Below are 22,058 nucleotides of genomic sequence, written 5' to 3'. Positions count from 1 at the left end.
GGAAAATGTATCCGACCCCTTTTATGCTACTCCTCCCCGGTGGCCTTGTGCGGGCGCGAGAAGTAGTCGAGCTGCAGCCGCCTGACCAGGCCGGCGAGCAGCAGCAGCCCGAGCAGGTTGGGCAGCGCCATCAGGATGTTGGTGACGTCGGCGAGGTTCCAGACCAGCTGCAGCGGCACCGCCGACCCGATCACCACCAGCAGGGTGTAGATCACGCGGTAGGGCATGACGGCGCGCTCGCCGAACAGGTAGTAGGCCGAGCGGTCGCCGTAATAGGACCAGGCGATGATGGTGGAGTAGGCGAACAGCGTGAGCCCGCCGCCGACCACCCAGGCGCCGGCGTCGCCCAGCGCCCCGCTGAAGGCGTGCGCGGTCAGCGCCGCACCCATCAGGGAGGCGCTGCTCTCCTGCCAGGCGCCGGTGACCACGATCACCAGCCCGGTCATGCTGCAGATCACCAGCGTGTCGATGAACGGCTCCATCATGGCGACCAGTCCCTCGCGCACCGGCTCGTTGGTGCGCGCCGCGGCATGGGCCATGGGCGAGGAACCCAGCCCGGCCTCGTTGGAGAACAGGCCGCGCGCCACGCCCCAGCGGATCGCCTCGCCGACCGCGGCCCCGCCCGCCGCCCAGGGATTCAGGGCATGGTCGAGGATGGTGACGATGGCGCCGGGGATCGCCGCCGCATAATTGATCAGCACCAGCAGCGCGCGACGATGTAGGTGATGGCCATGAACGGCACGATGGTGCCGGCGACGCGCGCGATGCGTTTCACCCCGCCGAGGATGACCAGCCCGACCAGCACCGCGAGCAGGGTGCCGCTGTACCACTTGTAGTCGTGCAGCTGCGGGAAGATGTAGCCCAGTCCGTCCATCACGGAATTGGCCTGCACCATGTTGCCGATGCCGAACGAGGCGATCAGCGCGAAGACCGCGAACAGCGCCGCCATGCGTGGCATCCGCAGGCCGTTGAGCAGGGTGTACATGGGGCCGCCGGCGACCTCGCCGCTGGCGGAGACGCTGCGGAAACGCACGGCCAGCGTGCACTCGGTGAACTTGGTGGCCATGCCGAACAGGGCGGTGACCCACATCCAGAACAGCGCGCCGGGACCGCCCAGCGAGATGGCGGTGGCGACGCCGGCGATGTTGCCGGTGCCGACGGTGGCCGACAGCGCGGTGGACAGCGCCTGGTAGTGCGAGACCTCGCCGACATCGACATGACTGCTGTAGCGGCCGGCGATCAGGTGGGTGGCATGGCGGAAGCCGCGCAGCTGGACCAGTCCCATGCGGATGGTGAGATAGCAGCCGGTGCCGAGCAGGATCAGCAGGGTGAGCGGGTTGCCCCACAGCAGACCGGAGAGCGCGCCGGTCCAGTCGGTCAGTTGCTGGATGATGTCCATGCGCCCGCTCCTCCCCCGTGTGTTCAGGACCGGCCGAGCCGGCACGCTGCGCTCAGCCCAGCAGCAGTTCGATCAGCGCCTTCTGCGCGTGCAGGCGGTTCTCCGCCTCGTCCCAGACCACGCTCTGCGGGCCGTCGATGACCTCGGCCGCGACTTCCTCGCCGCGGTGCGCGGGCAGGCAGTGCATGAACAGGGCGTCCGCCGCCGCCGCCTGCATGATGTCGGCGTTCACCTGGTAGTCGGCGAAGGCGCGCGCGCGTTTCTCCTGCTCCTCTTCCTGGCCCATGCTGGCCCAGACGTCGGTGGTGACCAGGTCGGCGTCACGCGCCGCCTCCAGCGCCGAGGCTTTCATGACCACGTGCTCGCCGGCGGCGGCGAGGATGCCCGCATCCGGCGTATAGCCGTCCGGGCAGGCGATGTTCAGGGTGAAACCGAAGCGCCGGGCGGCGTTGATATAGGAATGGCACATGTTGTTGCCGTCGCCGATCCAGGCCACGGTGCGGCCACGGATCTCGCCGCGGTGCTCGAGGTAGGTCTGCATGTCCGCGAGCAGCTGGCAGGGATGGTACATGTCGGTCAGCGCGTTGATCACCGGCACGCTGGAATATTCCGCGAAGCGTTCCAGCTTCTCGTGCTCGAAGGTGCGGATCATGATCACGTCGGCCATGCGCGAGAGCACGCGCGCGCTGTCCTCGATGGTCTCGCCGCGCCCCAGCTGGGTGTCGCGCGGCGACAGGAATACCGCGTGGCCGCCGAGCTGGGTCATGCCGACCTCGAAGGACATGCGCGTCCGCGTGGAGGACTTGTCGAACACCATGGCCATCACGCGGTGGCGGAACGGTTCGTACAGCCTGCCGGCCCGCTGCCACGCCTTCAGCTCCGTCGCGCGCCGGATCAGCCGGTGCAGTTCCTCCGCGCTCAGGTCCAGCAGGGTCAGGAAGTGTCGCGTGGGCATCGCTTCAACCGGCCAGGAATTCGCGCACCAGCTCGCTGACCCGCGCGACGACCGTCCCGGCCTGTTCCGGGCTGATGATCAGCGGCGGCAGCAGGCGGATGACGCGATCCGCGGTGACGTTGATCAGCAGTTCCCGCTCGAGTGCCCGGCGCACCAGCTCGGCGCACGGGCGATCGAGCTCGATACCCAGCATCAGGCCGTGGCCGCGGATCGCAACCACGCCCGCGACAGCGCCGAGCGCCGCGTGGAAGTCCGCCAGCAGCTGCCGGCCGCGCTCGGCGGCCTGTGCTACCAGCTGCTCGCGTTCGATCGTGTCGATGACCGCGAGTGCGGCGCTGCAGGCCAGCGGGTTGCCGCCGAAGGTGGTGCCGTGACTGCCGGGCTGCAGCAGGCCGGCTGCGGTCCCGTGCGCGAGACAGGCGCCGATCGGCACGCCGTTGCCGAGCGATTTCGCCAGCGTGAACACGTCCGGGCGCGCGTTTTCGTGCTGCCAGGCGAACCACTCGCCCGTGCGGCCCATCCCGGTCTGCACCTCGTCCAGCATCATCAGCCAGCCCTGCTCGTCGCAGATGGCGCGCACGCCGGCGAGATAGCCGGCATCGGGAATGTTGATGCCGCCTTCGCCCTGAACCGGTTCGACCAGTACGGCGACGGCGTCGCTCTTGCTGGCGGCGATGGTGCGCAACGCTTCCAGGTCGTTGTAGGGCACGCGCAGGAAGCCCTGCACCAAGGGCTCGAAGCCGGCCTGGATGCGGCGGTTGCCGGTCGCGGTCAGTGTCGCCAGGGTGCGGCCATGGAAGCTCCGCTCCATCACGACGACGGCCGGGCAGGCGATGCCCTTGCTGTGTCCGTACAGGCGCGCGATCTTGATCGCGGCCTCGTTGGCCTCCGCCCCGGAATTGCAGAAGAACACGCGGTCCATGTTCGCGCGGGCGCACAGGCGCTCGGCCAGCTGTTCCTGCAGGCGGATGCCGTACAGGTTGGAGGTGTGCACGAGTTTGCCGGCCTGCGCGCAGACCGCCGCGGTCACGGCGGGGTGGGCATGGCCGAGGCCGCAGACCGCGATGCCGGCCAGGGCATCGAGGTACTGGCGGCCCGCGCTGTCCCACAACCAGACACCCTCGCCGCGCTCGAACTGCACGGGCAGCCTGTTATAGGTGGACATAAGATGCTCGGACATAGGTTGACGCGATCCAAAACAGAACAGGCAGTCGGTACGGACTGCCTGCAGAAACTGCCGATTTTATCGTTCGCGACCGGGGTAGCGCAAACCCCGGCCGTTGACCGGGCGTGCGGTTGCTACCCGGGGCGGGCCGGCGCCGGGCCGGGAGGCCCGGGCAGCCCGCCCCGGAGCGGATCAGAACGGCAGACCGTGCATGTGGCCGGTCATGCACATCAGCATGGGGATGGAGAGCAGGGTGTTGGTGCGCGAGGCCATCAGCGCGACCTTCTTGGCGCTGGCCACCTCGTCGGCACTGGCCTGGACGATGCCGAGAATCTTCTTCTGATTCGGCCAGATCAGCACCCAGACGTTGAACAGCATGATGGTGCCGAGCCAGGCGCCGACGCCGATCACGGCCATCGGGTCCTGCAGCGTGAACGCGGTGACGAAGCCCGAGCCCTCGCCCTTGAACATCACCTCCAGCGCCACGGCGCCGGTCAGCCAGGTGACCACGGCGGCCCAGCGGAACCACAGCAGGGCGCGCGGGGCGACGTACTTGTTGATCGCGGCCGGACCGGGGCCGTCCTTGTCGGCGAGTGCGGCACCGACGGCGGGAACCTGCACGAAATTGAAGTAGTAGAGCAGACCGATCCAGGTGATGCCGGCGAGCACGTGACCCCAGACGGAGATTTCCCACACGTTGACGCCCGACATGCCGAGCCCCACGACGATGAGGATGGCCAGGACGAAGCCGGAAATGATGGTTCCCCAGATAGATGTTAACGGATTCATTGCGTTCGACTCCCAAGGACCGTGGCTGCGGCCACGCGGTTGCTGTTGAAATAGGTGACTGAAATAGTCGGGAAATGGAGGATACGGGAGCGATGCCCGATTTGCAATATGCTTGATTACCGATTTCTGTCATGAAAGCATTGAGTTAGAGTATGCATCCTTGTGCCCGCAGCCTGCCGGGCGCAACAGCGCCCGTGAAGCCGCCAGCGTGAACGCCATCGAACTCAGCCTGTTTGTCAGCCAGGTGACCGCCGTCTGCGACGAGATGGGCGCCGTGCTGCGCCGCGCCGCCTTTTCCACCAACATCAAGGACCGGCTCGACTATTCCTGCGCGGTATTCGACGCGGACGGCGAGCTGTGCGCGCAGGCGGCGCACATTCCCGTGCACCTCGGCAGCATGGCCTATGCCATGCGCGACCTGGTGGCGGGACTCGACTGGATGCCGGATGACATGGTCATCGTCAACGATCCCTACCTGGGCGGCACGCACCTGCCCGATGTCACCCTGATCGCGCCGGTGCACGTCGACCGCGCGCTGGTCGGTTTCGTGGCCAATCGCGCGCATCACGCGGACATCGGGGCGCATACCCCCGGTTCCATGCCCGTCTCGCGCACGCTGGACGAGGAAGGCGTGGTGATCGCGCCCGTACACCTGCTGCGCGGCGGGCAGATGGTCGAGGCGGTGCTCGGGCGCATCACGCAGGCCACCGCGACACCGCGCCAGATGCGCGGCGACCTGGCGGCGCAGATCAGCGCCAACACGACCGGCGTGCGGCAGCTGGCGGCGCTCGCCGCGCAGGCCGGCACCGCCGCGTGGCGCGCCGGCCTCGCCGCCGTGAACGCCTACGGCGCGCGCCTGGCGCGGCAGGCGCTGGCGCGCATCCCGTCGGGCGAATACCGTTTCGAGGATGTCATGGACGATGACGGCCAGGGACAGACCGATATCCGGATCGCGGTCACGCTGCGCGTGCGCGACGGTGACATCGCGGTCGATTTCAGCGGCACCGCCGCACAGGTCGACGGCAACATCAACTGCCCGCTGTCCGTGGCAGCCGCGGCGGTGCTGTACGTGTTCCGCTGCCTGATGCCGGCGCAGACACCGGCCTGCGCCGGCAGTTTCAGCGGCATCCGGCTCACCGCACCGGCCGGCTGCCTGCTCAACGCGCAGCGGCCCGCGGCGGTGGCGGCCGGCAACGTGGAAACCAGCAGCCGTGTCGTCGATGCGGTCATGGGCGCGCTGGCACAGGCGCTGCCCGATGCGATTCCGGCCGCCAGCCAGGGCACGATGAACAACCTGGCGCTGGGCGCGCGCGGCGGCGCGGCCGCCTGGGACTATTACGAGACGCTCGCCGGCGGCGCCGGTGCCGGGCTGCAGTACGACGGACTCAGTGCCGTGCAGACGCACATGACCAACACGCTCAACACGCCGATCGAGGTGCTGGAGCTGAATTTTCCGCTGCGTATCCGGCGCTACAGTCTGCGCGCGGGTTCCGGCGGCGCGGGCCGCCGGCGCGGCGGCGACGGGCTGGTGCGCGAGTTCGGCTTTCTCGCCCCGGCCACGGTCACGCTGCTGACGGAGCGGCGGCGGCATGCGCCCTGGGGGCTCAACGGCGGCGCGCCCGGCGCCTGCGGCGTGAACCGGCTCGGGGCGCGTGAGTTGCCGAGCAAGGTGAGCTTCGCAGTCGCGGCGGGCGACACGCTCACGCTGGAAACCCCGGGCGGCGGCGGCTGGGGCAGTCCGGAAGGGTAAAAAGGGGTCAGATCCCTTTTTCTCTCCTCATGGTGGAAACACATAGCGCGCAATGCTGAAAAAGGGATCTGACCCCTTTTTACTTCTTTTCTTTAACGGAATGGACAGAACTCATGTGCGGCATCTGCGGTGAACTGCGTTTCGACGGCCAGGCTCCGGATCCTGCGGTGCTCGCGCGCATGACGGCAACGCTGGCGCGACGCGGGCCCGACGGCAGCGGCGAATTCCGCGACGGACCGGTCGCGCTGGGTCACCGCCGCCTGGCGGTGATCGACCTGTCCGCGCGCGCGGCGCAGCCGATGCGCGATGCCGCGGCCGGTCTCGCGCTGGTGTTCAACGGCACCATCTACAACTATCCGGAACTGCGCGCGGAACTGCGCGCGCTCGGACACCGCTTCAACTCCGACGGCGACACCGAGGTCATCCTGCGTGCCTATGCCGAGTGGGGCGAAGACTGCACGACGCGTCTCCACGGCATGTTCGCCTTCGCGATCTGGGACGCGCGGCGCCAGCGGCTGTTTCTCGCACGCGACCGCTTCGGCATCAAGCCGCTCTATTACAGCATCACCCGCCAGGGCTTCCGGTTCGCCTCCACCAGCCAGGCCTTGCTCGCGGCCGGCGGCCTGGACACCGATTTCGATCCCGTGGCGCTGCATCACCATTTCACCCTGCATGCCGTCGTGCCGGCACCGCGCACCATCCTGCGCGGCCTGCGCAAGCTCGCGCCCGGTCACGCCCTGACGGTGACGCCGCAGCGCGCGCGCCGGCTACAGCGCTACTGGCGGCTCGATCCCGCGCCGGGGCATGCGGGCTACAGTGAGCGGGACTGGATCGAGGCGGTACACACCGCGCTGCGGGAGGCCATCCGCAAGCGTCTGGAGATCGCCGATGTGCCGGTCGGCCTGCTGTTGTCGGGCGGGCTGGACTCCAGCCTGTTGGTCGCGCTCCTGGCCGAGGCCGGGGTGCGCGAACTGCTCACCTTCTCGGTCGGCTTCGAGGATCAGCCGGAGGAGCGGGGCAGCGAGTTCGAGTACTCCGACCCGGTCGCGGCGCGCTACGCGACGCGCCATCACCGCTTCGTGATTCCCAACAGCGAGGTGCTCGCCCGCCTGCCGGAGGCGGTCGACAACATGGCCGAGCCGATGGTCGGTCAGGACGCCGTGGCCTTCTACCTGCTGGGCGAGCGCGTCTCGCAGCACGTCAAGGTGGTGCAGAGCGGGCAGGGCGCGGACGAGGTGTTCGGCGGTTACTTCTGGTATCCGCAGATGGCGGCGGCGCAGGGCAGCGACATCGAACGCTTCGCGCCACGCTATTTCGACCGCGATCACGCGGAATGGCTGCGCATGCTCGAGCGGCGCTGGCACGGACCCGATTATACGTCGCCGCACGTCGCGCACGGGCTGGCGACCTGCGGCGGCGACGATTTCGCCAATCGCGTGCTCGCCTTCGATGTGACCACGCTCATCGTCGACGATCCGGTCAAGCGCGTGGACAACATGACCATGGCCTGGGGACTGGAGGCGCGCGTGCCGTTCCTCGACCAGCACCTGGTCGAACTGGTGGCGGGCATGCCTTCAGCGCTGAAGCTGCGCTCCGGCGGCAAGCACCCGCTCAAAGTGATCGCGCGCGGGCTGCTGCCGGACGCCGTGATCGACCGGCCCAAGGGTTATTTCCCGGTGCCGGCGCTGAAGTTCGTGCGCGGCGCGGCGCTGCGGTTCATGCAGGAGGTCGTCGATTCGCAGGCCTGCCGCGAGCGCGGGCTGTTCCGCCGTGATTACGTCGAGACCCTGCTGGCCAACCCCGAGCGCATGCACACCCGCATCCTCGGCAACAAGCTCTGGCATCTCGCCCTGCTCGAGTTCTGGCTGCAGCGCAACGTCGACAAATCCCTGTAAGCCGTAGCTTTTTTGAGGCTTGCAACGGGGGTAGACTGCCCCCATGTAATCTGTACCCATTCTAAACTCTCGAGGAACAAGACGATGGATGTCATGGAACGTATCGACAGCGCGGTAAAGAACAGCCCGGTGGTCATCTTCATGAAAGGCACGCCGCAGCTCCCGCAGTGCGGTTATTCCAGCCGCGCCGCCCAGGCGCTGGCGGCCTGTGGCGAACCGTTCGCACATGTCAACGTGCTGGCCGATCCGGAGATCTTCCAGAACCTGCCGCGCTATGCCAACTGGCCGACCTTCCCCCAGATCTACATCAACGGCGAGCTGATCGGCGGTTGCGACATCACGCTGGAGCTGTACCAGAAGGGCGAGCTGCAGAAGCTGGTGAAGGAAGCGCAGGGCGAACAGGCGGGCTGAGCGGCGCCAGGGTCAAGGCGCAACGGCCGGACGGATCCTATCCGTCCGGCCGTTTGCATTGGGCCAATCAATGGGGTCAAATCAATGGGGTCAGACTCGGTTGATCTGCGTAATCAATGGGGTCAGACTCGATTGATCTGAAACAGTGGGTAATCGGTTTACTCTGCTAATGATCAATCGAGTCTGACCCCATTGATTCCCCCGAAACAGTGGGTAATCGGTTTACTCTCTGCTAATGATCAATCGAGTCTGACCCCATTGATTCTGACCCCATTGATTCTGACCCCATTGATTCCCCCGCAGCAGGGAGCTGACCGCTGTTCCTTCAGCTCGCCTCGAGCTTGAGCAGCTCCTCGATGATGTCCAGCATCAGCTTGTGACCCTTGTCGGTCATCTTCTCGGTCAGCCTGTCCACGTCGCGTTCGCCTTCCACCAGCGGCCGCAGCCGCCCGGCCAGGATGCCCATGTCGCCACCCGCGCCGAGCATCTGCTGGGCGAGATTGCCGATGATGTGCAGGGCCTGCAGGTTGCCGTTGCGCGAGGCATGGATCAGGCCGGCAATGCCCGGCGCCGCCATGCCGGAATCGATGTCGGCCTGCAGCGACGGCAGGGTGCCCGGGTCCTGCAGGCCCCTGAGGATGGCATCGACGATGACCCGGTCCTCGTCATCCAGCCCGAGCAGGACGCCTGCATCGCGCTTGCCGGCCATGATGCTGCGGATGGCGCTGACCAGCCGGGTCCAGTCGTTCGCCTCGGCCTGCTGCAGCACCTGTTCCAGGTCGGGGACCGATCCCGGGTTGTTGCAGTGCATGACCACGCGGTGGATGAGTCCGGCGTGGGATGTCAGGATCTGTTCGTTCAGATCGGGCAGGTCGGACATGATCAGTTACCCTGGCGCCGCTGCGCCGGTCCGGCGCCCTCGCCGTGCTGCAGGTTGAGCTCGTTCCAGCGGTTGATGATGGCGCAAAACAGGTCGGCGGTCTTCTCGGTGTCGTAGATGGCGGAATGCGCCTTGTCATTGCTCCAGTCGAAGCCGGCCGCCTCCACGGCGCGTGCCAGCACCGTCTGGCCGTAGGCCATGCCCGCGAGCGGCACGGTGTCGAAGGTGCTGAAGGGATGGAACGGGTTGCGCTTGATACCGGTGCGGTTCACCGCCGCGTTCAGGAACGACAGGTCGAAGGCGGCATTGTGCCCGACCAGGATGGCGCGCTTGCAGCCGCTTTCGCGGATCCGCCGCCGGACCGGCTTGAAGATGATCTCGAGCGCATCGCGTTCCGGCTTGGCCATGCGAAACGGGTTGTAGGGGTCGATGCCGGTGAAGGCCAGCGATTCCGCCTCGAGATTGGCGCCGGGGAAGGGTTCGATATGGCAGGCGATGGTCTCGTGGCGGCAAAGATAACCGGCTTCGTCCATGTCGAGCGTGACGGCGGCGATCTCCAGCAGCGCATCGCGCTTGGCGTTGAAACCCGCCGTCTCGATATCCACCACGACCGGGAGAAACCCGCGGAAGCGCCGGGCAATCGGTGATTTATCCGTGTCGTTCAGCATGCCGACAGCATACCGAAACGGGACAGCTTATGCGATGCAAGATCAATGGCAAGATCAATGGGGTCAGACTCGAGATGATCAATGGGGTCAGACTCGATTGATCTTTTGCAGGGTGGTTGATTGCTGCGTTGTTTTCAGATCAATCGAGTCTGACCCCATTGATCGATCCCACCATTGATCCACATTGATTATGATTACGCGAGCCGCCAGCGCAGTGTCTTGCCCGCATGCATCGGGATGACGCTGGACGCGCCGAGCGGGTAACTGTCCGGCACCTGCCAGTCCTCGCGCACCAGGGTGACGCTGCCCGAGTTGCGCGGCAGGCCGTAGAAGTCCGGACCGTAGTGGCTGGCGAACGCCTCCAGGCGGTCCAGAGCGCCGGCGTCCTCGAAGGCCTGGGCGTACAACTCCAGCGCGGCGTGCGCGGTGTAGATCCCGGCGCAGCCGCAACTGCTTTCCTTGCGTTCGCGCGCGTGCGGCGCGCTGTCGGTGCCGAGAAAGAACCTGCCGCTGCCGCCGGTCGCGGCGCCGACCAGCGCGGCCCGGTGGGTCTCGCGCTTGAGTACCGGCAGGCAGTAGGCATGCGGCTGCAGACCGCCCTGGAACATCGCGTTGCGGTTCAGCAGCAGGTGGTGCGCGGTCAGCGTGCCCGCGATGTGGCCGCCCCCCGCCAGCACGAAATCCACGCCCTCGCGCGTGGTGACATGCTCCAGCACGACCTTCAGCTCCGGGTAGCGCCGCGTCAGCGGCTCCAGGACGCGGTCGATGAACACCAGCTCGCGGTCGAAAACGTCCACCGTGGGATCGGTCACCTCGGCATGCACCAGCAGCGGCAGGCCGCGCGCCTGCATCGCCTCCAGCGCCGCCCAGGTGTTGCTGATATCGGTCACGCCGGCATCCGAGTGCGTGGTGGCACCCGCGGGGTAGAGCTTGACGGCATGCACCGACCCGTCGGCGGCCGCCGCCTCGATGTCGGCCGCCGTGGTGTTGTCGGTCAGGTACAGCGTCATCAGCGGTTCGAACGTGCTGCCCGCGGGCAGGGCCGCCAGGATGCGCGCGCGGTAGGCGCGCGCCTGCGCCACGTTCGTGACCGGCGGTTGCAGGTTCGGCATGATGATCGCGCGCGCGAACTGCCGCGCGGTGTGCGCGATCACGCTGCCGAGCGCGGCACCGTCGCGCACATGCAGGTGCCAGTCGTCGGGACGCGTCAGGCTCAGTTCCATGCGCCGTCCATGAGGGCCTGGCGGCGCAGCAGGTTGAGGGTCAGGCGCACGCCGAAGCCGGTGGTGTCGGTCGGGATGTGCGCCAGCCCGCCCTTGTTGTTGCTGGCGGCCAGGTCGACGTGGATCCAGTGGATGTGGCGGTCCACGAACCGGTGCAGGAAACGCGTCGCGAGAATGTGGTCGGCCTCGTTCTCCAGGCTGCACTGCAGGATGTCGGCGATCTCCGACTTGAGCAGCTCGTCGAAGTCCTCGTCCAGCGGAAACGGCCACACGCGCTCGCCGCTCTCGGCGCCGGCGGCGATCAGCGCCGCGTGCAGGCCGGTGCGGTTGCTGAACACGCCGCTGTAGCGCGAGGACAGGGCGTAGATGCAGGCGCCGGTCAGCGTGGCGTAGTCGATCAGCACGTCCGGGGCGGCCCGGCTCGCCAGCGCCAGGGTGTCGGCCAGGATCATGCGCCCCTCGGCATCGGTATGCTTGATCTCGATGGTCGTGCCGTTGCAGGCGGTGACCACGTCGTTGGGCTTGTAGCCGCGGCTGCCGACATGGTTCTCCGCCAGCGCCAGCCAGCAGTCGACCGGGTGCGGCCACTGCAGGCGGGTCAGCGCCAGCAGCGTGCCGAGCGCCACCGCGCTGCCCTGCATGTCCTCGTTCATACCGTTCATGAACTTCGCCGGCTTGACGTTGACGCCGCCGGTATCGAAGCAGATGCCCTTGCCGACCAGCGCCAGCTTGCGGCCGCGCGCCTGCGGCCGGTAGCGCAGGTGCACGATGCCGGCATCGGGCGTCGGGCTGGCCTGGCAGACGGCGAGAAAGGCGCCCGCGTGTTGCTGCTGCAGGGCCTTGCGGTCGAGGAACTGCATCTTCCAGCCCTGCTGCCGCGCGAGCTTGGCGATGTAGGCGCGGTACTTGCCGGGCGTGAGTTCATTGCCGGGCAGGGCGGAGAGCCAGCGCGCCAGGTGATTGCCCATGGCTTCCGCCTGCACCGGCGCCAGGTCGACCTTGGCCGCGAGCCCGTGGATATCGAGCCGGCGCAGGACGGGCGGCGGTTGCGGTTTGTGCTTGTAGCTCGGCATCGGGCAGGCGGCGGCGAGCAGGGCGGCGCACAGATGTTCCACCACGCGCCCCGCGCTGTCGTCATCCAGACCGGCGAGCTGCACGGCCGCCGCGGCCGGATCGAGTTTGAACAGCGCGGCGGCCAGCGCGCGCAGCTTGCCGAGGCTGGCGAAGGCGGGGGTGTCCGGCTTGACCACCTGCAGGTACACGCGCGTGCCCCGCGCGTTCGGCAGGTCGGTGATCAGGCAGTCGCTGTCGCGGTCGCGGCGCAATTGCTGCTGCCAGCGGCCTTTGAGGACGTCGGCGTGGGGCACGCGGTCCCAGGCGGCCTTCCCGGGCGCCGCCGGCAGCAGCACGACGAGCGCCGCGAGCTTGTCGGCCGCCGCCGCGCCCAGGTCAGTTGTGTGCTGATTCAGCTTGATTTTCTCACTGTGACGGAAGGGGATATCCATGCCGATTGCCTTGACCTGTTCCTGCAAAACGCTGATCATATCGCGCTTGCCGGGATTCCGGTACCGCTGTCCCCTTGCAATTCAGGGGGATGGCGCCAGCCGGGTGCACGAGACCGGCCTGCGCCTGCGCGGGCCTGTCCGGCCACGGAACGCCGGAAATCCGGCATGGCGTGGACGGGCGCGGGCGCTGCCGCAACGGTAACTTCGGAGTGCTGCAAAGTCGTGATCGAGACACCCATAACCACCACCAGTGACCGCCCGGCCCGCGGCCGTGCGCCGCAGTCACCGGGTCAGATCCCTACACTATGAAAGACGCCGACAAGATACGCCTGCTGCGGGAGATGCTGTTCGCGCGCCGCTTCGAGGAACGCTGTTACGAAGCCTACGTCGAACGCAACATCGGCGGCTTCCTGCACCTGTACCCGGGCGAGGAGGCCTGCGCGCACGGCGTGCTGGAAGCGGCCCGGGTCGGGCACGACTACGTCATCACCAGCTACCGCGACCACGTGCACGCCATCAAGTCCGGCTCGGACCCGCGCGCGGTGATGGCGGAACTGTTCTCCAAGGAGACCGGCGTGAGCAAGGGCCGCGGCGGCTCCATGCACATCTTCGACGTCAAGCACCGTTTCATGGGCGGCTACGCGCTGGTCGGCGGGCCGTTCCCGCTCGCCGCCGGCATCGCCAAGGCGATCCAGATGCAGGGCGGCGACGAGATCTGCATCTGCTTCCTCGGCGACGCCGCCAACAACCAGGGCACCTTCCACGAATCGCTGAACATGGCCGCGCTGTGGAACCTGCCGGTGCTGTACGTGTGCGAGAACAACCTCTACGGCATCGGCACGCGCATCGACCGTTCCACCGCGGTGGTCGACCAGTACAAGCGCGTCGCGGGCTACAACATCCCCTCGGCGCAGTGCGACGGCCAGGACATCGAGCTGGTGTACAAGGCCGCGGTCAAGGCGGTCAAGCACGTGCGCGGCGGCAAGGGACCGTACTTCCTGGAACTGATGACCTACCGCTACCGCGGTCATTCCATGTCCGATTCCAACGCCTACCGCGCCAAGACCGAGGAACGCATGTGGAGCAAGCGCGACCCGATCATCATGCTGCGCGACCGGCTGATCGAGGACGGCAAACTCACGCTGAAGGAATACAAGAATATGGATACCGAGATACTCGACGAGATCGAGGACGAGGTGATCCGCTTCGCCACCGAATCGCCCGAGCCGCACATCGCGGACGTGGAGAAATACGTGCTGGCCGAGAATGACCCCTGGGTCAGGGGCGGGGTGGAATAATGGCCGAGATCATGTTCTGGGAGGCGATCCTGCGTGCCCACGACGAGGAGCTGGCCAACGACCCCATGGTCATCGCCATGGGCGAGGACATCGGCGTGGCCGGCGGCACCTACAAGGCGACCCGCGGCCTGTACGAGAAATACGGCGAGCAGCGCGTCATCGACACGCCGATCTCGGAGAACGGCTTCACCGGCCTGGGCATCGGCGCCTCCTTCCTCGGCGTGCGGCCGATCATCGAGATCATGTCGGTGAACTTCGCCTGGCTCGCCATGGACCAGATCTTCAACACCGCCGCCAAGGTGCGTTACATGTCGGGCGGCCAGCTCACGGCGCCGATCGTGGTGCGCTCCCCGGGCGGCACCGCGCACCAGCTCGGTTCGCAGCATTCCGCGCGCATGGAGAAGGTGTTCATGGGTATCGCCGGGCTGCGCGTGGTCACGCCGTCCAACCCGCGCCAGGCCTACGGCCTGCTGAAATCCGCGGTGCGCTGCAACGACCCCGTGTTCATCAACGAGCACGAACTCATGTACAACATGAAGGGCGAGGTGCCGGAGGAGGAATACTTCCACCCGCTGGAAGGTTCCGAGGTCGCACGCGCGGGCCGCGACGTCACCCTGTTCGGCTACAACATCTCCGTGCACTGGTGCCTGAAGGCCGCCGAGCTGCTGTCCGAGCACCACGGCATCGAGGCCGAGGTGATCGACCTGTACGCGCTGAGCCCGCTCGACCGCAAGGGCATCCGCGAGTCGGTCAGCAGGACGCACCGCGCCGTGATCGTGGAGGAGGCCGAACCCGCCGTCGGCGTCGGTGCCGAGGTGATGGCGATCATCAACGAGGAGTGCTTCTTCGAGCTCGACGCCGCCCCGGTGCGCGTCTCCGCGCTGAACGTGCCGATCCCCTACAACCACGCCCTGGAAAAGGCCGCGCTGCCGGATGCCAACGACGTGGTCGAGGCCGTGCGCAGGATGTTCGGGATTTGATTTTTACCACAGAGCACACAGAGTACCCAGAGTTTATCAAGGCCGTACTAGAACCTATCTCGAAATTGGAAAATCCTGCGGCGGCCATGTTTCTCGTCATTCCGGCGCAGGCCGGAATCCAGTATTGCGCGGGTTTGCTGGATGCCCGCCTGCGCGGGCATGACGAAGTAGGAATGCTTGTGCCAATTGTGAGATAGGTTCTAGGCTTTTTTTAACTCTGTGTGCGCTGTGGCGCCTTGACCTGAATGGAAAACCATGGCTGAACCCTACGTAATCAAGATGCCCCAGCTCTCCGACACCATGACGGAAGGCGTCATCGTGAGCTGGGAGAAGAACGTCGGCGACGCGGTCAAGCGCGGCGACATCGTCGCCACGGTCGAGACCGACAAGGCGGTCATGGACGTCGAGGTGTTCCGCGACGGCTACCTGTCCGGGCCCATCGCGCCGGTCGACAGCGTGGTGCCGGTGGGCAGCGCGATCGCCTACCTGGTGGAACGCAACGATGCCGTCGATGCCAGCCAGGCGAAGCCGGCGGCCGCCAGGGCAGCGCCGCGCCGGCGCCGGCCACCAAGCTGAACGTCCGGTCATGGCACCGACCGCAGCGCCTCGCCGCTGCGCCTGCCGCCACCGCGCCGCGCCGCGCCGCGGCCGCAGGCAAACAGGGCCTCGCCGCTGGCGCGCCGGCTCGCCGCACAGCTCGGCACCGACATTGACCGCCCGAGCGGTTCCGGTCCGGGCGGCGTGGTGGTCGCGGCCGACGTGCAGCGCGCGCCGGCGCCGTTCGAGGTGCCCGTGCCGGGCAACGGTCGGCCGATGCGGTCGATGGAAAAGGCGATCGCGCGCGCGATGGCGTCCTCGATCTCCATGCCGACCTTCCGCGTGACCACCCATATCCGCCTCGACGCGCTGATGACCGCGGCCAAGGGCGCCGGCGTGTCGGTGACGGTGGCGATCGCGCGCGCCTGCGGGCTCGCCATCGCGCAGCATCCCAAGATGAACTGGTGCTACCAGCCCGACGACAAGCTCATCGAGCGCAACCAGGTCGACATCGGCATGGCGGTGGCCGCCGACGACGGCGGCCTGGTGGTGCCGATCCTGCGCGGCTGCGAGGCGCGCGAGCTCGCCGCGCTGAACGACGATTGGAAGGACCTGGTGGCGCGGGCGCGCACCCGCCACCTCAACCCGGAGGAGTTCACCGGCGCGACCTTCCAGATCTCCAACATGGGCATGTTCGACGTCAGCCATTTCGACGCCATCGCCACGCCCGGCCTGGCCGCGATCCTGGCCATCGCCTCGAACACGGAGAAGGGCAGCGCCTTCACCGTCACCGCCGATCACCGCGTGATCAACGGCGCCGATGTCGCGCTGTTCCTCAAGACCCTGAAGGCGCTGGTGCAGCAGCCGGCCGACTGGATCGGCCCGGGGGGGCCGGCCATCCCGGCGGGCGAGTGGGACTACGACGTGGTGGTGGTCGGCGGCGGTCCGGGCGGCGAGGACTGCGCGCGCGACCTGGTCGGCCACAAGCTCAAGGTCGCGCTGGTCAACGACGCACCGTTCCCCGGCGGCGAATGCCTGTGGCGCGGCTGCATCCCCTCCAAGGCCTGGCGCGCGGCGGCCGACCGCATGCGCGACCGCGCCGAGGACGCCCGCCTGGGCGTGGCCGGTACCAACAAGGCCAAGCTGGTGTGGGCCGACCTGGAGGCGCACCGGCGCCAGGTACTGGAGACGCGCGGCGCGATGGCGCTCAAGACCGACAAGGGCGTGCGCATCGACTACCTCCAGGGCTTCGGCCAGTTCGTCGACGCGCACACGCTGGCCGTCAACACCGCGAACAACAGCGACGATCCCCACAGCCGCGCGGCGGTCCCGACCGGCAAGGCCGCGCGCAGCATCAGCTTCGGCGCCGCGGTGATCGCGACCGGCGCGCCGCCGTTCGTGCCGCCGATCCCCGGCGCGCGCGAAGGGCTGGACAGCGGCGGGGTGCTGACCTCCGACACGGTATGGACGCTGGCCGCGCCGCCGAAAAAACTCGCCGTCATCGGCGGCGGCGCCATCGGCGTGGAGATGGCGCAGATCTTCCAGGACTTCGGCGCGCAGGTCACGCTCATCGAGGCGCAGCCGCGCATCCTGGCCGAGGTCGAGCCGGAGATCGCGCAGGCGCTCACCGAGATCCTGGTCGCCGAGCCGCGCCTCGACGTGCAGACCGGCGCGGCGGTCAACGGCATCTCCGGCACGCCCGGCGCGATGCAGGTGGCCTGGACTGACAGCGCCGGCAAGGCGCACAACCAGGCCGTGGACTACGTGATCATGGCGACCGGCAAGCGGCCGGTGCTGGACGGGCTCAACCTGGCGGCGGCCGGCGTGGCCAGCGAGCGCGGCATCGTCACGGCGGACAGCCGCTGCCGCACCAGCGTGCCGCACATCTTCGCCGTCGGCGACGTGATCGGCGGGCTGATGCTGGCGCACACCGCGGCGCAGCAGGGCCGCGTCGCCGCCGCCACCATCCTCGGCGAGGACATGCAGTACAGCCAGGACCTGGACTGCGGCGTGATCTTCTCGCGCCCGCAGGCCGCGTTCGTCGGCCTGTCCACCGAGCAGGCCAAGGCCAGGGGCATGGATGTCGCCGAGGTGAAGGTGCCGATGAACATTGATGCCAAGGCGATGATCAACCACGAGACCCACGGCCTGATCAAGCTGGTCGCCGACAAGGCCACGCACCGCGTGGTGGGCGTGCATTTCCTCGCCGACCACGCGGACACGCTGATCGGCGAGGCGGTGATGATGGTCGCAGGCGGCATGACGCTGGAGCAGGTCGGCGCGGCGATCCATCCGCACCCGACCCAGACCGAGCTGTTCGGCGACCTGGCGCGGCGGCTGCTCTCGCGCCTGCGGCGCAGCACCAGGCCGGCGCAGGCGTAGGCAGCCCCGCATCGGCCGGTTATCACGTCATTACGGGCACGGTATTCAGGCTGTATGAGTGCCGCGGGAGGCGGGAAGCCGGGAGCGGCCAGCGTAACAATCTGTTGTTGAATATTGCAAAATCCAGTGACAAGTCCTGCGGAGCATGATGTCATTCCCGCGCACGATGTAGTGGGATGTACGAGTGTCGCGAGCGGGCAGGATGCCCGTGGCGGCCAGGGAACCCGGATTTGCGCTTTATGCTCCGGATTCCGGCTCGCGCTCGCTTGACCGGAATGGCGTTCAGAACATGTCGGCTATTAATGCAGGTCACAATACATGTGGCGACCGCCAGCGGGGGATCGCTTCGACACGGCGTTCCTCGCAATGACGGAAGCCAGTAGATAAATTTCACTCCCGGTCCGGGGGTCACTGCCAGGGCAGATATACGTATGTCAGACATAAAGAAAGTGGTGCTTGCCTACTCCGGCGGGCTGGATACCTCCGTCATCCTCAAGTGGCTGGAGCAGAACTACGGCTGCGAGGTGGTGACCTTCACCGCCGACATCGGCCAGGGCGAGGAGATCGAGCCGGCGCGCGCCAAGGCCAAGGCCATGGGCGTGAAGGAGATCTACATCGAGACCCTGCGCGAGGAGTTCGCGCGCGACTACGTGTTCCCGATGTTCCGCGCCAACACCATTTATGAGGGCGAGTACCTGCTCGGCACCTCCATCGCGCGGCCGCTGATCGCCAAGCGCCTGGTGGAGATCGCGCACGAGACCGGCGCCGATGCCATCGCCCATGGCGCGACCGGCAAGGGCAACGACCAGGTGCGCTTCGAGCTGGGCGCCTACGCGCTCAATCCCGACATCAAGATCATCGCGCCCTGGCGCGAGTGGGACCTCACCTCGCGCGAGACGCTGCTGGCCTACGCCGAGCAGCACAACATCCCGGTCGAGCACAAGAAGGGCAAGAAGAGCCCGTATTCCATGGACGCCAACTCGCTGCACATCTCCTACGAGGGCCGCATCCTGGAGGACCCGTGGTCGGAGCCGGAGGAGGACATGTGGCTGTGGAGCGTCGCGCCCGAGCAGGCGCCCGACAAACCCACCTATGTCGAGATCACCTTCGAGCGCGGCGACGCCGTGGCGATCGACGGCAAGTCCGCGAGCCCGGGCCGGGTCATGAGATCTCAAACGTTGGGCGGCGCCAACGGCGTCGGTCAAACGTGGACATCGTCGAGAACCGCTACGTCGGCATGAAGTTCGCGCGGCTGCTACGGCACGCCGGCCGGCACCATCCTGCTCAAGGCGCACCGCGCCATCGAGTCGCTGACCCTCGACCGCGAGGTGGCGCACCTGAAGGACGAGCTGATGCCGCGCTACGCCAGCCTGATCTACAACGGCTACTGGTGGAGCCCGGAGCGCCGGATGCTGCAGGAGATGATCGACGCCTCGCAGGCCACCGTGAACGGCACCGTGCGGGTCAAGCTCTACAAGGGCAACGTCATCCTGGCCGGGCGCAAGTCCGACACCGACAGCCTGTTCGACGAGCGCATCGCCACCTTCGAGGACGATGCCGGCGCCTACAACCAGAAGGATGCGGAAGGCTTCATCAAGCTCAACGCGCTGCGCATGCGCATCGCGGCCAACCGCAGGAAATACCGCTGAACGTGGTGGGAACGACGCGCTCGCTGCCACGGACAAGCGCGCCTGGGTCCGTGCGGGCCTGGCGGCGCGGGCCGTGTCCGCGCACGATTCGGCCGAAACTGTTCGGGCTCGCGCAGCGCGCCTGCAGGACAATGCAGGGTCTGCAGGAGCGGACCGCGCCCGCGCCGGCCGTCTGAACGCTGAACCAACCGCTATGCGGAGGCTGAGACATGCGACTGCTACACACCATGCTGCGGGTCGGTGACCTGCAGCGCTCCATCGATTTCTACACCAACGTGCTGGGGATGAAGCTGCTGCGGCAGAAGGACTACCCGGACGGCAAGTTCACGCTCGCCTTCGTCGGCTACGGCGACGAGCGCGACAGCACGGTGATCGAGCTGACCTACAACTGGGACACCGACCGTTACGATCTCGGCCAGGGTTTCGGGCACATCGCGATCGAGGTCGACGATGTCTACCGGGCAGTGGAGGACCTGCGCCGGCGCGGCGGCAAGGTCATCCGCGAGGCCGGGCCGATGAACGCGGGCACCACCATCATCGCGTTCATCGAGGATCCGGACGGCTACCAGATCGAGCTGCTCGGCGGCAAACACTGAGGCGGAGGATGAAATGAACAGGAATGCGAAGGGACGGCTGTTGCCGGGTGCGCTGCTGCTGGCCTGTGCGCTGCCGGCGGGTGCGATCACGCTGGAACCGGGCAAGTGGGAGATGGCCTTCAAGGGCGTGAACCCGCTGACCAACGAACCGCTCGATGAGACCACCATCCAGTGTGTGGACCAGGCCAGCTACGATCCCGTCAGCCTGATGGCCAATGTCGAGCAGTGCCGGCTGCTGGACCTGAAGGAGCAGGGCAACCGCGTGGCCTGGACCATGGAATGCGACGGCGGCACGGGCGTGCCGTTCATGACCGGCGAGGGGCGGTTCGAGTCGCGCGGCAGGACCGTCGCCGGCGAGATGGTGATGAAGATCTCCATCGGTACCATGAACATGGAACAGCGCAGCCGCATGACGGGCCGCTACCTCGGCCCGAAGTGTGACTGAGATGCGCCGATGCCGGGGCGGGCAGCGCTGAGTCCGGTCCTGTTCCTGCCGCATGGCGGCGGCCCGTGGCCGCTGCTGGGCGAGCCGCACCACGCCGCGCTGATCGAATTCCTGGGCGCCATCGGGCGCGATCTCGGCCGGCCGGACGCCTGCCTGCTGATCAGCGCGCACTGGGAGGCGTCCGTGCCCACGCTGACCGGTGCGGCACGGCCCGCGCTGATCTACGACTACGCGGGCTTCCCCGCGGAATCCTACCGCATCGCATACCCGGCACCGGGCGACCCGGCGCTGGCGGGCGACGTCCGCGGGCTGCTGGCGGGTGCCGGCATCGACGCCGCGGTGGACGCCGCGCGTGGCTTCGACCACGGCCTGTTCGTGCCGCTCAAGCTGATGTATCCCGCTGCGGACATCCCCTGCGTACAGCTTTCGCTGGTGCGCGGCCTGGATCCCGCGCTGCACATCCGCATCGGCCGCGCGCTGGCCGGACTGCGCGCCCGCAACGTGCTGGTGGTCGGCTCCGGCTTTTCCTTCCACAACCTGCGCGCCTTCTTCGCCGCCCGGCCGGGCACGCCGGATCCCGCCAACGCGGCCTTCCAGGACTGGCTGGTCGAGACCTGTACCTCGCACGAACTCGACGAAGCCGGGCGCGCGCAGCGGCTGACCGGCTGGGAGGACGCGCCGCACGCGCGCTACTGCCACCCGCGCGAGGAACACCTGCTGCCGCTGCACGTCTGCTACGGCGTGGCCGGCGGCCCGGCCCGGGTGGTGTTCGACGACGCGGTGCTGGGGAAGCGGGCGCTGGGATTGCAATGGTAGTGGCGTGATTGCATAACCCGCCACACGCCGGGACGCATGCGCCACGGGTCATGCCGCCGCGCCTGCAGCAAGGGCATTGCGAAGGGCGCAACGGATGGCGCGGAGCTCGAGCGCTGCAGGGTGGCGCAGCGCAGCATGAGTGACGCAGAGACACGCAGCACACCCCGGTTGTCATTCCCGCGCAGGCAGACATCCCGTCAGCCTGCCGCAGTGCCCGCATGGGTGATTCGTATCGGCCACGGTTGGGCGCACTAGTACGAATGTACTAGTCGTCCTGCAGGGAGCGGCCTACCTGCCTAATTTCTAGATATGCACACTGATTTCATATATATAGAAATTGGATATACAGATTTGCCAACTGTTGGCAGGTTTACCCACTCCGTCGAATAGTAGTTAGATTGCCATGCAGTGGAACCCCGAGATTCTAAGCAAACTCATCGCGCCCGGTATCGCTGAGTTCCGGTCTGCGGTTGTTCCTGATCTGACGGACAAGTTCCCTCAAGCCCCATACTGGGTAGTCAATCATTTCCTGAACAACGCTCTTCGCGCAGCCTTCAAGGACCGTTGGAGACAAGTAGTTCTCGCCTATATTCGGCGCTCTCACAACGCCTTCGCGGCCTATCATGATGCTCGAGTGCGAACGTTGGGCTATTTGGACGGAAATAACCCGAGAGACCCGCGAGTGGGGCGGTACTTTGATGCCGTTTCTTCTTGG

Annotated in this window: 20 protein-coding genes and 2 pseudogenes; 13 read left to right on the top strand and 9 right to left on the bottom strand. The window is 67.2% G+C overall.

What is annotated here, in order from left to right; all coding sequences use genetic code 11:
* Positions 1–26 precede the first annotated feature (26 nt).
* From R3F42_15160 to R3F42_15145, 4 genes and pseudogenes are all read right to left on the bottom strand, one after another.
* Positions 27–1,399, bottom strand: a pseudogene (locus tag R3F42_15160) (sodium:alanine symporter family protein).
* Positions 1,400–1,451: 52 nt separating this feature from the next.
* Entirely contained in the window at positions 1,452–2,354 is a 903-nt protein-coding gene (gene argF / locus R3F42_15155) for an ornithine carbamoyltransferase (protein MEZ5543358.1), read from the bottom strand.
* A 4-nt stretch (positions 2,355–2,358) separates the two neighbouring features.
* On the bottom strand, positions 2,359–3,534 hold the full coding sequence (locus tag R3F42_15150) for an acetylornithine transaminase (GenBank protein MEZ5543357.1): 1,176 nt from the start codon (positions 3,532–3,534) through the stop codon (positions 2,359–2,361).
* Between the two features lie 177 nt (positions 3,535–3,711).
* Entirely contained in the window at positions 3,712–4,308 is a 597-nt protein-coding gene (locus tag R3F42_15145) for a urate hydroxylase PuuD (GenBank protein ID MEZ5543356.1), read from the bottom strand.
* A gap of 208 nt (positions 4,309–4,516) precedes the next feature.
* Between R3F42_15145 and R3F42_15140 the strand changes: the two genes are divergently transcribed.
* The 3 genes from R3F42_15140 (at position 4,517) to grxD (ending at position 8,364) form a co-directional block, all read left to right on the top strand.
* Positions 4,517–6,058, top strand: a complete 1,542-nt coding sequence (locus R3F42_15140; protein MEZ5543355.1) for a hydantoinase B/oxoprolinase family protein — start codon at positions 4,517–4,519, stop codon at positions 6,056–6,058.
* A 113-nt stretch (positions 6,059–6,171) separates the two neighbouring features.
* A complete protein-coding gene (locus tag R3F42_15135; protein ID MEZ5543354.1) occupies positions 6,172–7,953 on the top strand; it encodes an N-acetylglutaminylglutamine amidotransferase in 1,782 nt (593 codons plus the stop codon).
* Between the two features lie 84 nt (positions 7,954–8,037).
* On the top strand, positions 8,038–8,364 hold the full coding sequence (gene grxD / locus R3F42_15130; protein MEZ5543353.1) for a Grx4 family monothiol glutaredoxin: 327 nt from the start codon (positions 8,038–8,040) through the stop codon (positions 8,362–8,364).
* Positions 8,365–8,689: 325 nt separating this feature from the next.
* On the opposite strand, the gene R3F42_15125 is transcribed toward grxD, so the two are convergent.
* From R3F42_15125 to R3F42_15110, 4 genes are all read right to left on the bottom strand, one after another.
* Entirely contained in the window at positions 8,690–9,244 is a 555-nt protein-coding gene (locus R3F42_15125; protein MEZ5543352.1) for a hypothetical protein, read from the bottom strand.
* Between the two features lie 2 nt (positions 9,245–9,246).
* The gene (rnt, locus tag R3F42_15120) at positions 9,247–9,912 is read right to left on the bottom strand and encodes a ribonuclease T (GenBank protein ID MEZ5543351.1); all 666 of its coding nucleotides are present in this window, start codon (positions 9,910–9,912) and stop codon (positions 9,247–9,249) included.
* A gap of 194 nt (positions 9,913–10,106) precedes the next feature.
* Positions 10,107–11,135 (bottom strand): dihydroorotase, encoded by a 1,029-nt coding sequence (gene pyrC / locus R3F42_15115; GenBank protein MEZ5543350.1) that lies wholly within the window; start codon positions 11,133–11,135, stop codon positions 10,107–10,109.
* Entirely contained in the window at positions 11,126–12,679 is a 1,554-nt protein-coding gene (locus R3F42_15110) for a leucyl aminopeptidase family protein (protein MEZ5543349.1), read from the bottom strand. Before R3F42_15110 ends, pyrC begins: the two co-directional genes overlap by 10 nt.
* Before the next feature lie 266 nt (positions 12,680–12,945).
* On the opposite strand from R3F42_15110, the gene pdhA reads away from it, so the two are divergent.
* Genes pdhA through R3F42_15090 form a run of 4 tightly spaced genes read left to right on the top strand, consistent with a single transcriptional unit; the run spans position 12,946 to position 15,494 of the window.
* Positions 12,946–13,938, top strand: a complete 993-nt coding sequence (pdhA, locus tag R3F42_15105) for a pyruvate dehydrogenase (acetyl-transferring) E1 component subunit alpha (GenBank protein MEZ5543348.1) — start codon at positions 12,946–12,948, stop codon at positions 13,936–13,938.
* A complete protein-coding gene (locus R3F42_15100) occupies positions 13,938–14,918 on the top strand; it encodes an alpha-ketoacid dehydrogenase subunit beta (GenBank protein ID MEZ5543347.1) in 981 nt (326 codons plus the stop codon). The genes pdhA and R3F42_15100 overlap by 1 nt, the downstream gene beginning before the upstream one ends.
* Entirely contained in the window at positions 14,915–15,115 is a 201-nt protein-coding gene (locus R3F42_15095; GenBank protein ID MEZ5543346.1) for a hypothetical protein, read from the top strand. Before R3F42_15100 ends, R3F42_15095 begins: the two co-directional genes overlap by 4 nt.
* A gap of 58 nt (positions 15,116–15,173) precedes the next feature.
* Positions 15,174–15,494, top strand: a complete 321-nt coding sequence (locus tag R3F42_15090) for a biotin/lipoyl-containing protein (GenBank protein MEZ5543345.1) — start codon at positions 15,174–15,176, stop codon at positions 15,492–15,494.
* A gap of 8 nt (positions 15,495–15,502) precedes the next feature.
* Here the strand turns inward: R3F42_15090 and R3F42_15085 are convergent, their stop codons facing one another.
* Positions 15,503–15,784: a hypothetical protein gene (locus tag R3F42_15085; GenBank protein ID MEZ5543344.1), complete on the bottom strand. Its 282-nt coding sequence runs from the start codon at positions 15,782–15,784 to the stop codon at positions 15,503–15,505.
* Between R3F42_15085 and R3F42_15080 the strand changes: the two genes are divergently transcribed.
* From R3F42_15080 to R3F42_15055, 6 genes and pseudogenes are all read left to right on the top strand, one after another.
* Complete coding sequence (locus tag R3F42_15080; GenBank protein ID MEZ5543343.1) at positions 15,741–17,837, top strand: FAD-dependent oxidoreductase; 2,097 nt, start codon at positions 15,741–15,743, stop codon at positions 17,835–17,837. The two genes, R3F42_15085 and R3F42_15080, sit on opposite strands and share 44 nt — an antisense overlap.
* 431 nt (positions 17,838–18,268) lie before the next feature.
* Positions 18,269–19,486, top strand: a pseudogene (locus R3F42_15075) (argininosuccinate synthase).
* Positions 19,487–19,695: 209 nt separating this feature from the next.
* The gene (gloA, locus tag R3F42_15070) at positions 19,696–20,082 is read left to right on the top strand and encodes a lactoylglutathione lyase (GenBank protein ID MEZ5543342.1); all 387 of its coding nucleotides are present in this window, start codon (positions 19,696–19,698) and stop codon (positions 20,080–20,082) included.
* A gap of 13 nt (positions 20,083–20,095) precedes the next feature.
* Complete coding sequence (locus R3F42_15065; GenBank protein MEZ5543341.1) at positions 20,096–20,527, top strand: DUF3617 family protein; 432 nt, start codon at positions 20,096–20,098, stop codon at positions 20,525–20,527.
* 9 nt (positions 20,528–20,536) lie between these two features.
* Positions 20,537–21,343 carry a class III extradiol ring-cleavage dioxygenase gene (locus R3F42_15060; protein MEZ5543340.1) on the top strand — a complete coding sequence of 269 codons (807 nt, stop codon included), beginning with the start codon at positions 20,537–20,539 and terminating at the stop codon, positions 21,341–21,343.
* A 403-nt stretch (positions 21,344–21,746) separates the two neighbouring features.
* Positions 21,747–22,058: hypothetical protein (locus R3F42_15055; GenBank protein ID MEZ5543339.1), on the top strand; the 312-nt coding region annotated here is incomplete at its 3' end.

The organism is Pseudomonadota bacterium, assembly GCA_041395565.1.
Lineage (GTDB): Bacteria > Pseudomonadota > Gammaproteobacteria > UBA9214 > UBA9214 > UBA9214.
This window is presented reverse-complemented; position numbering and strand designations above follow the sequence as displayed.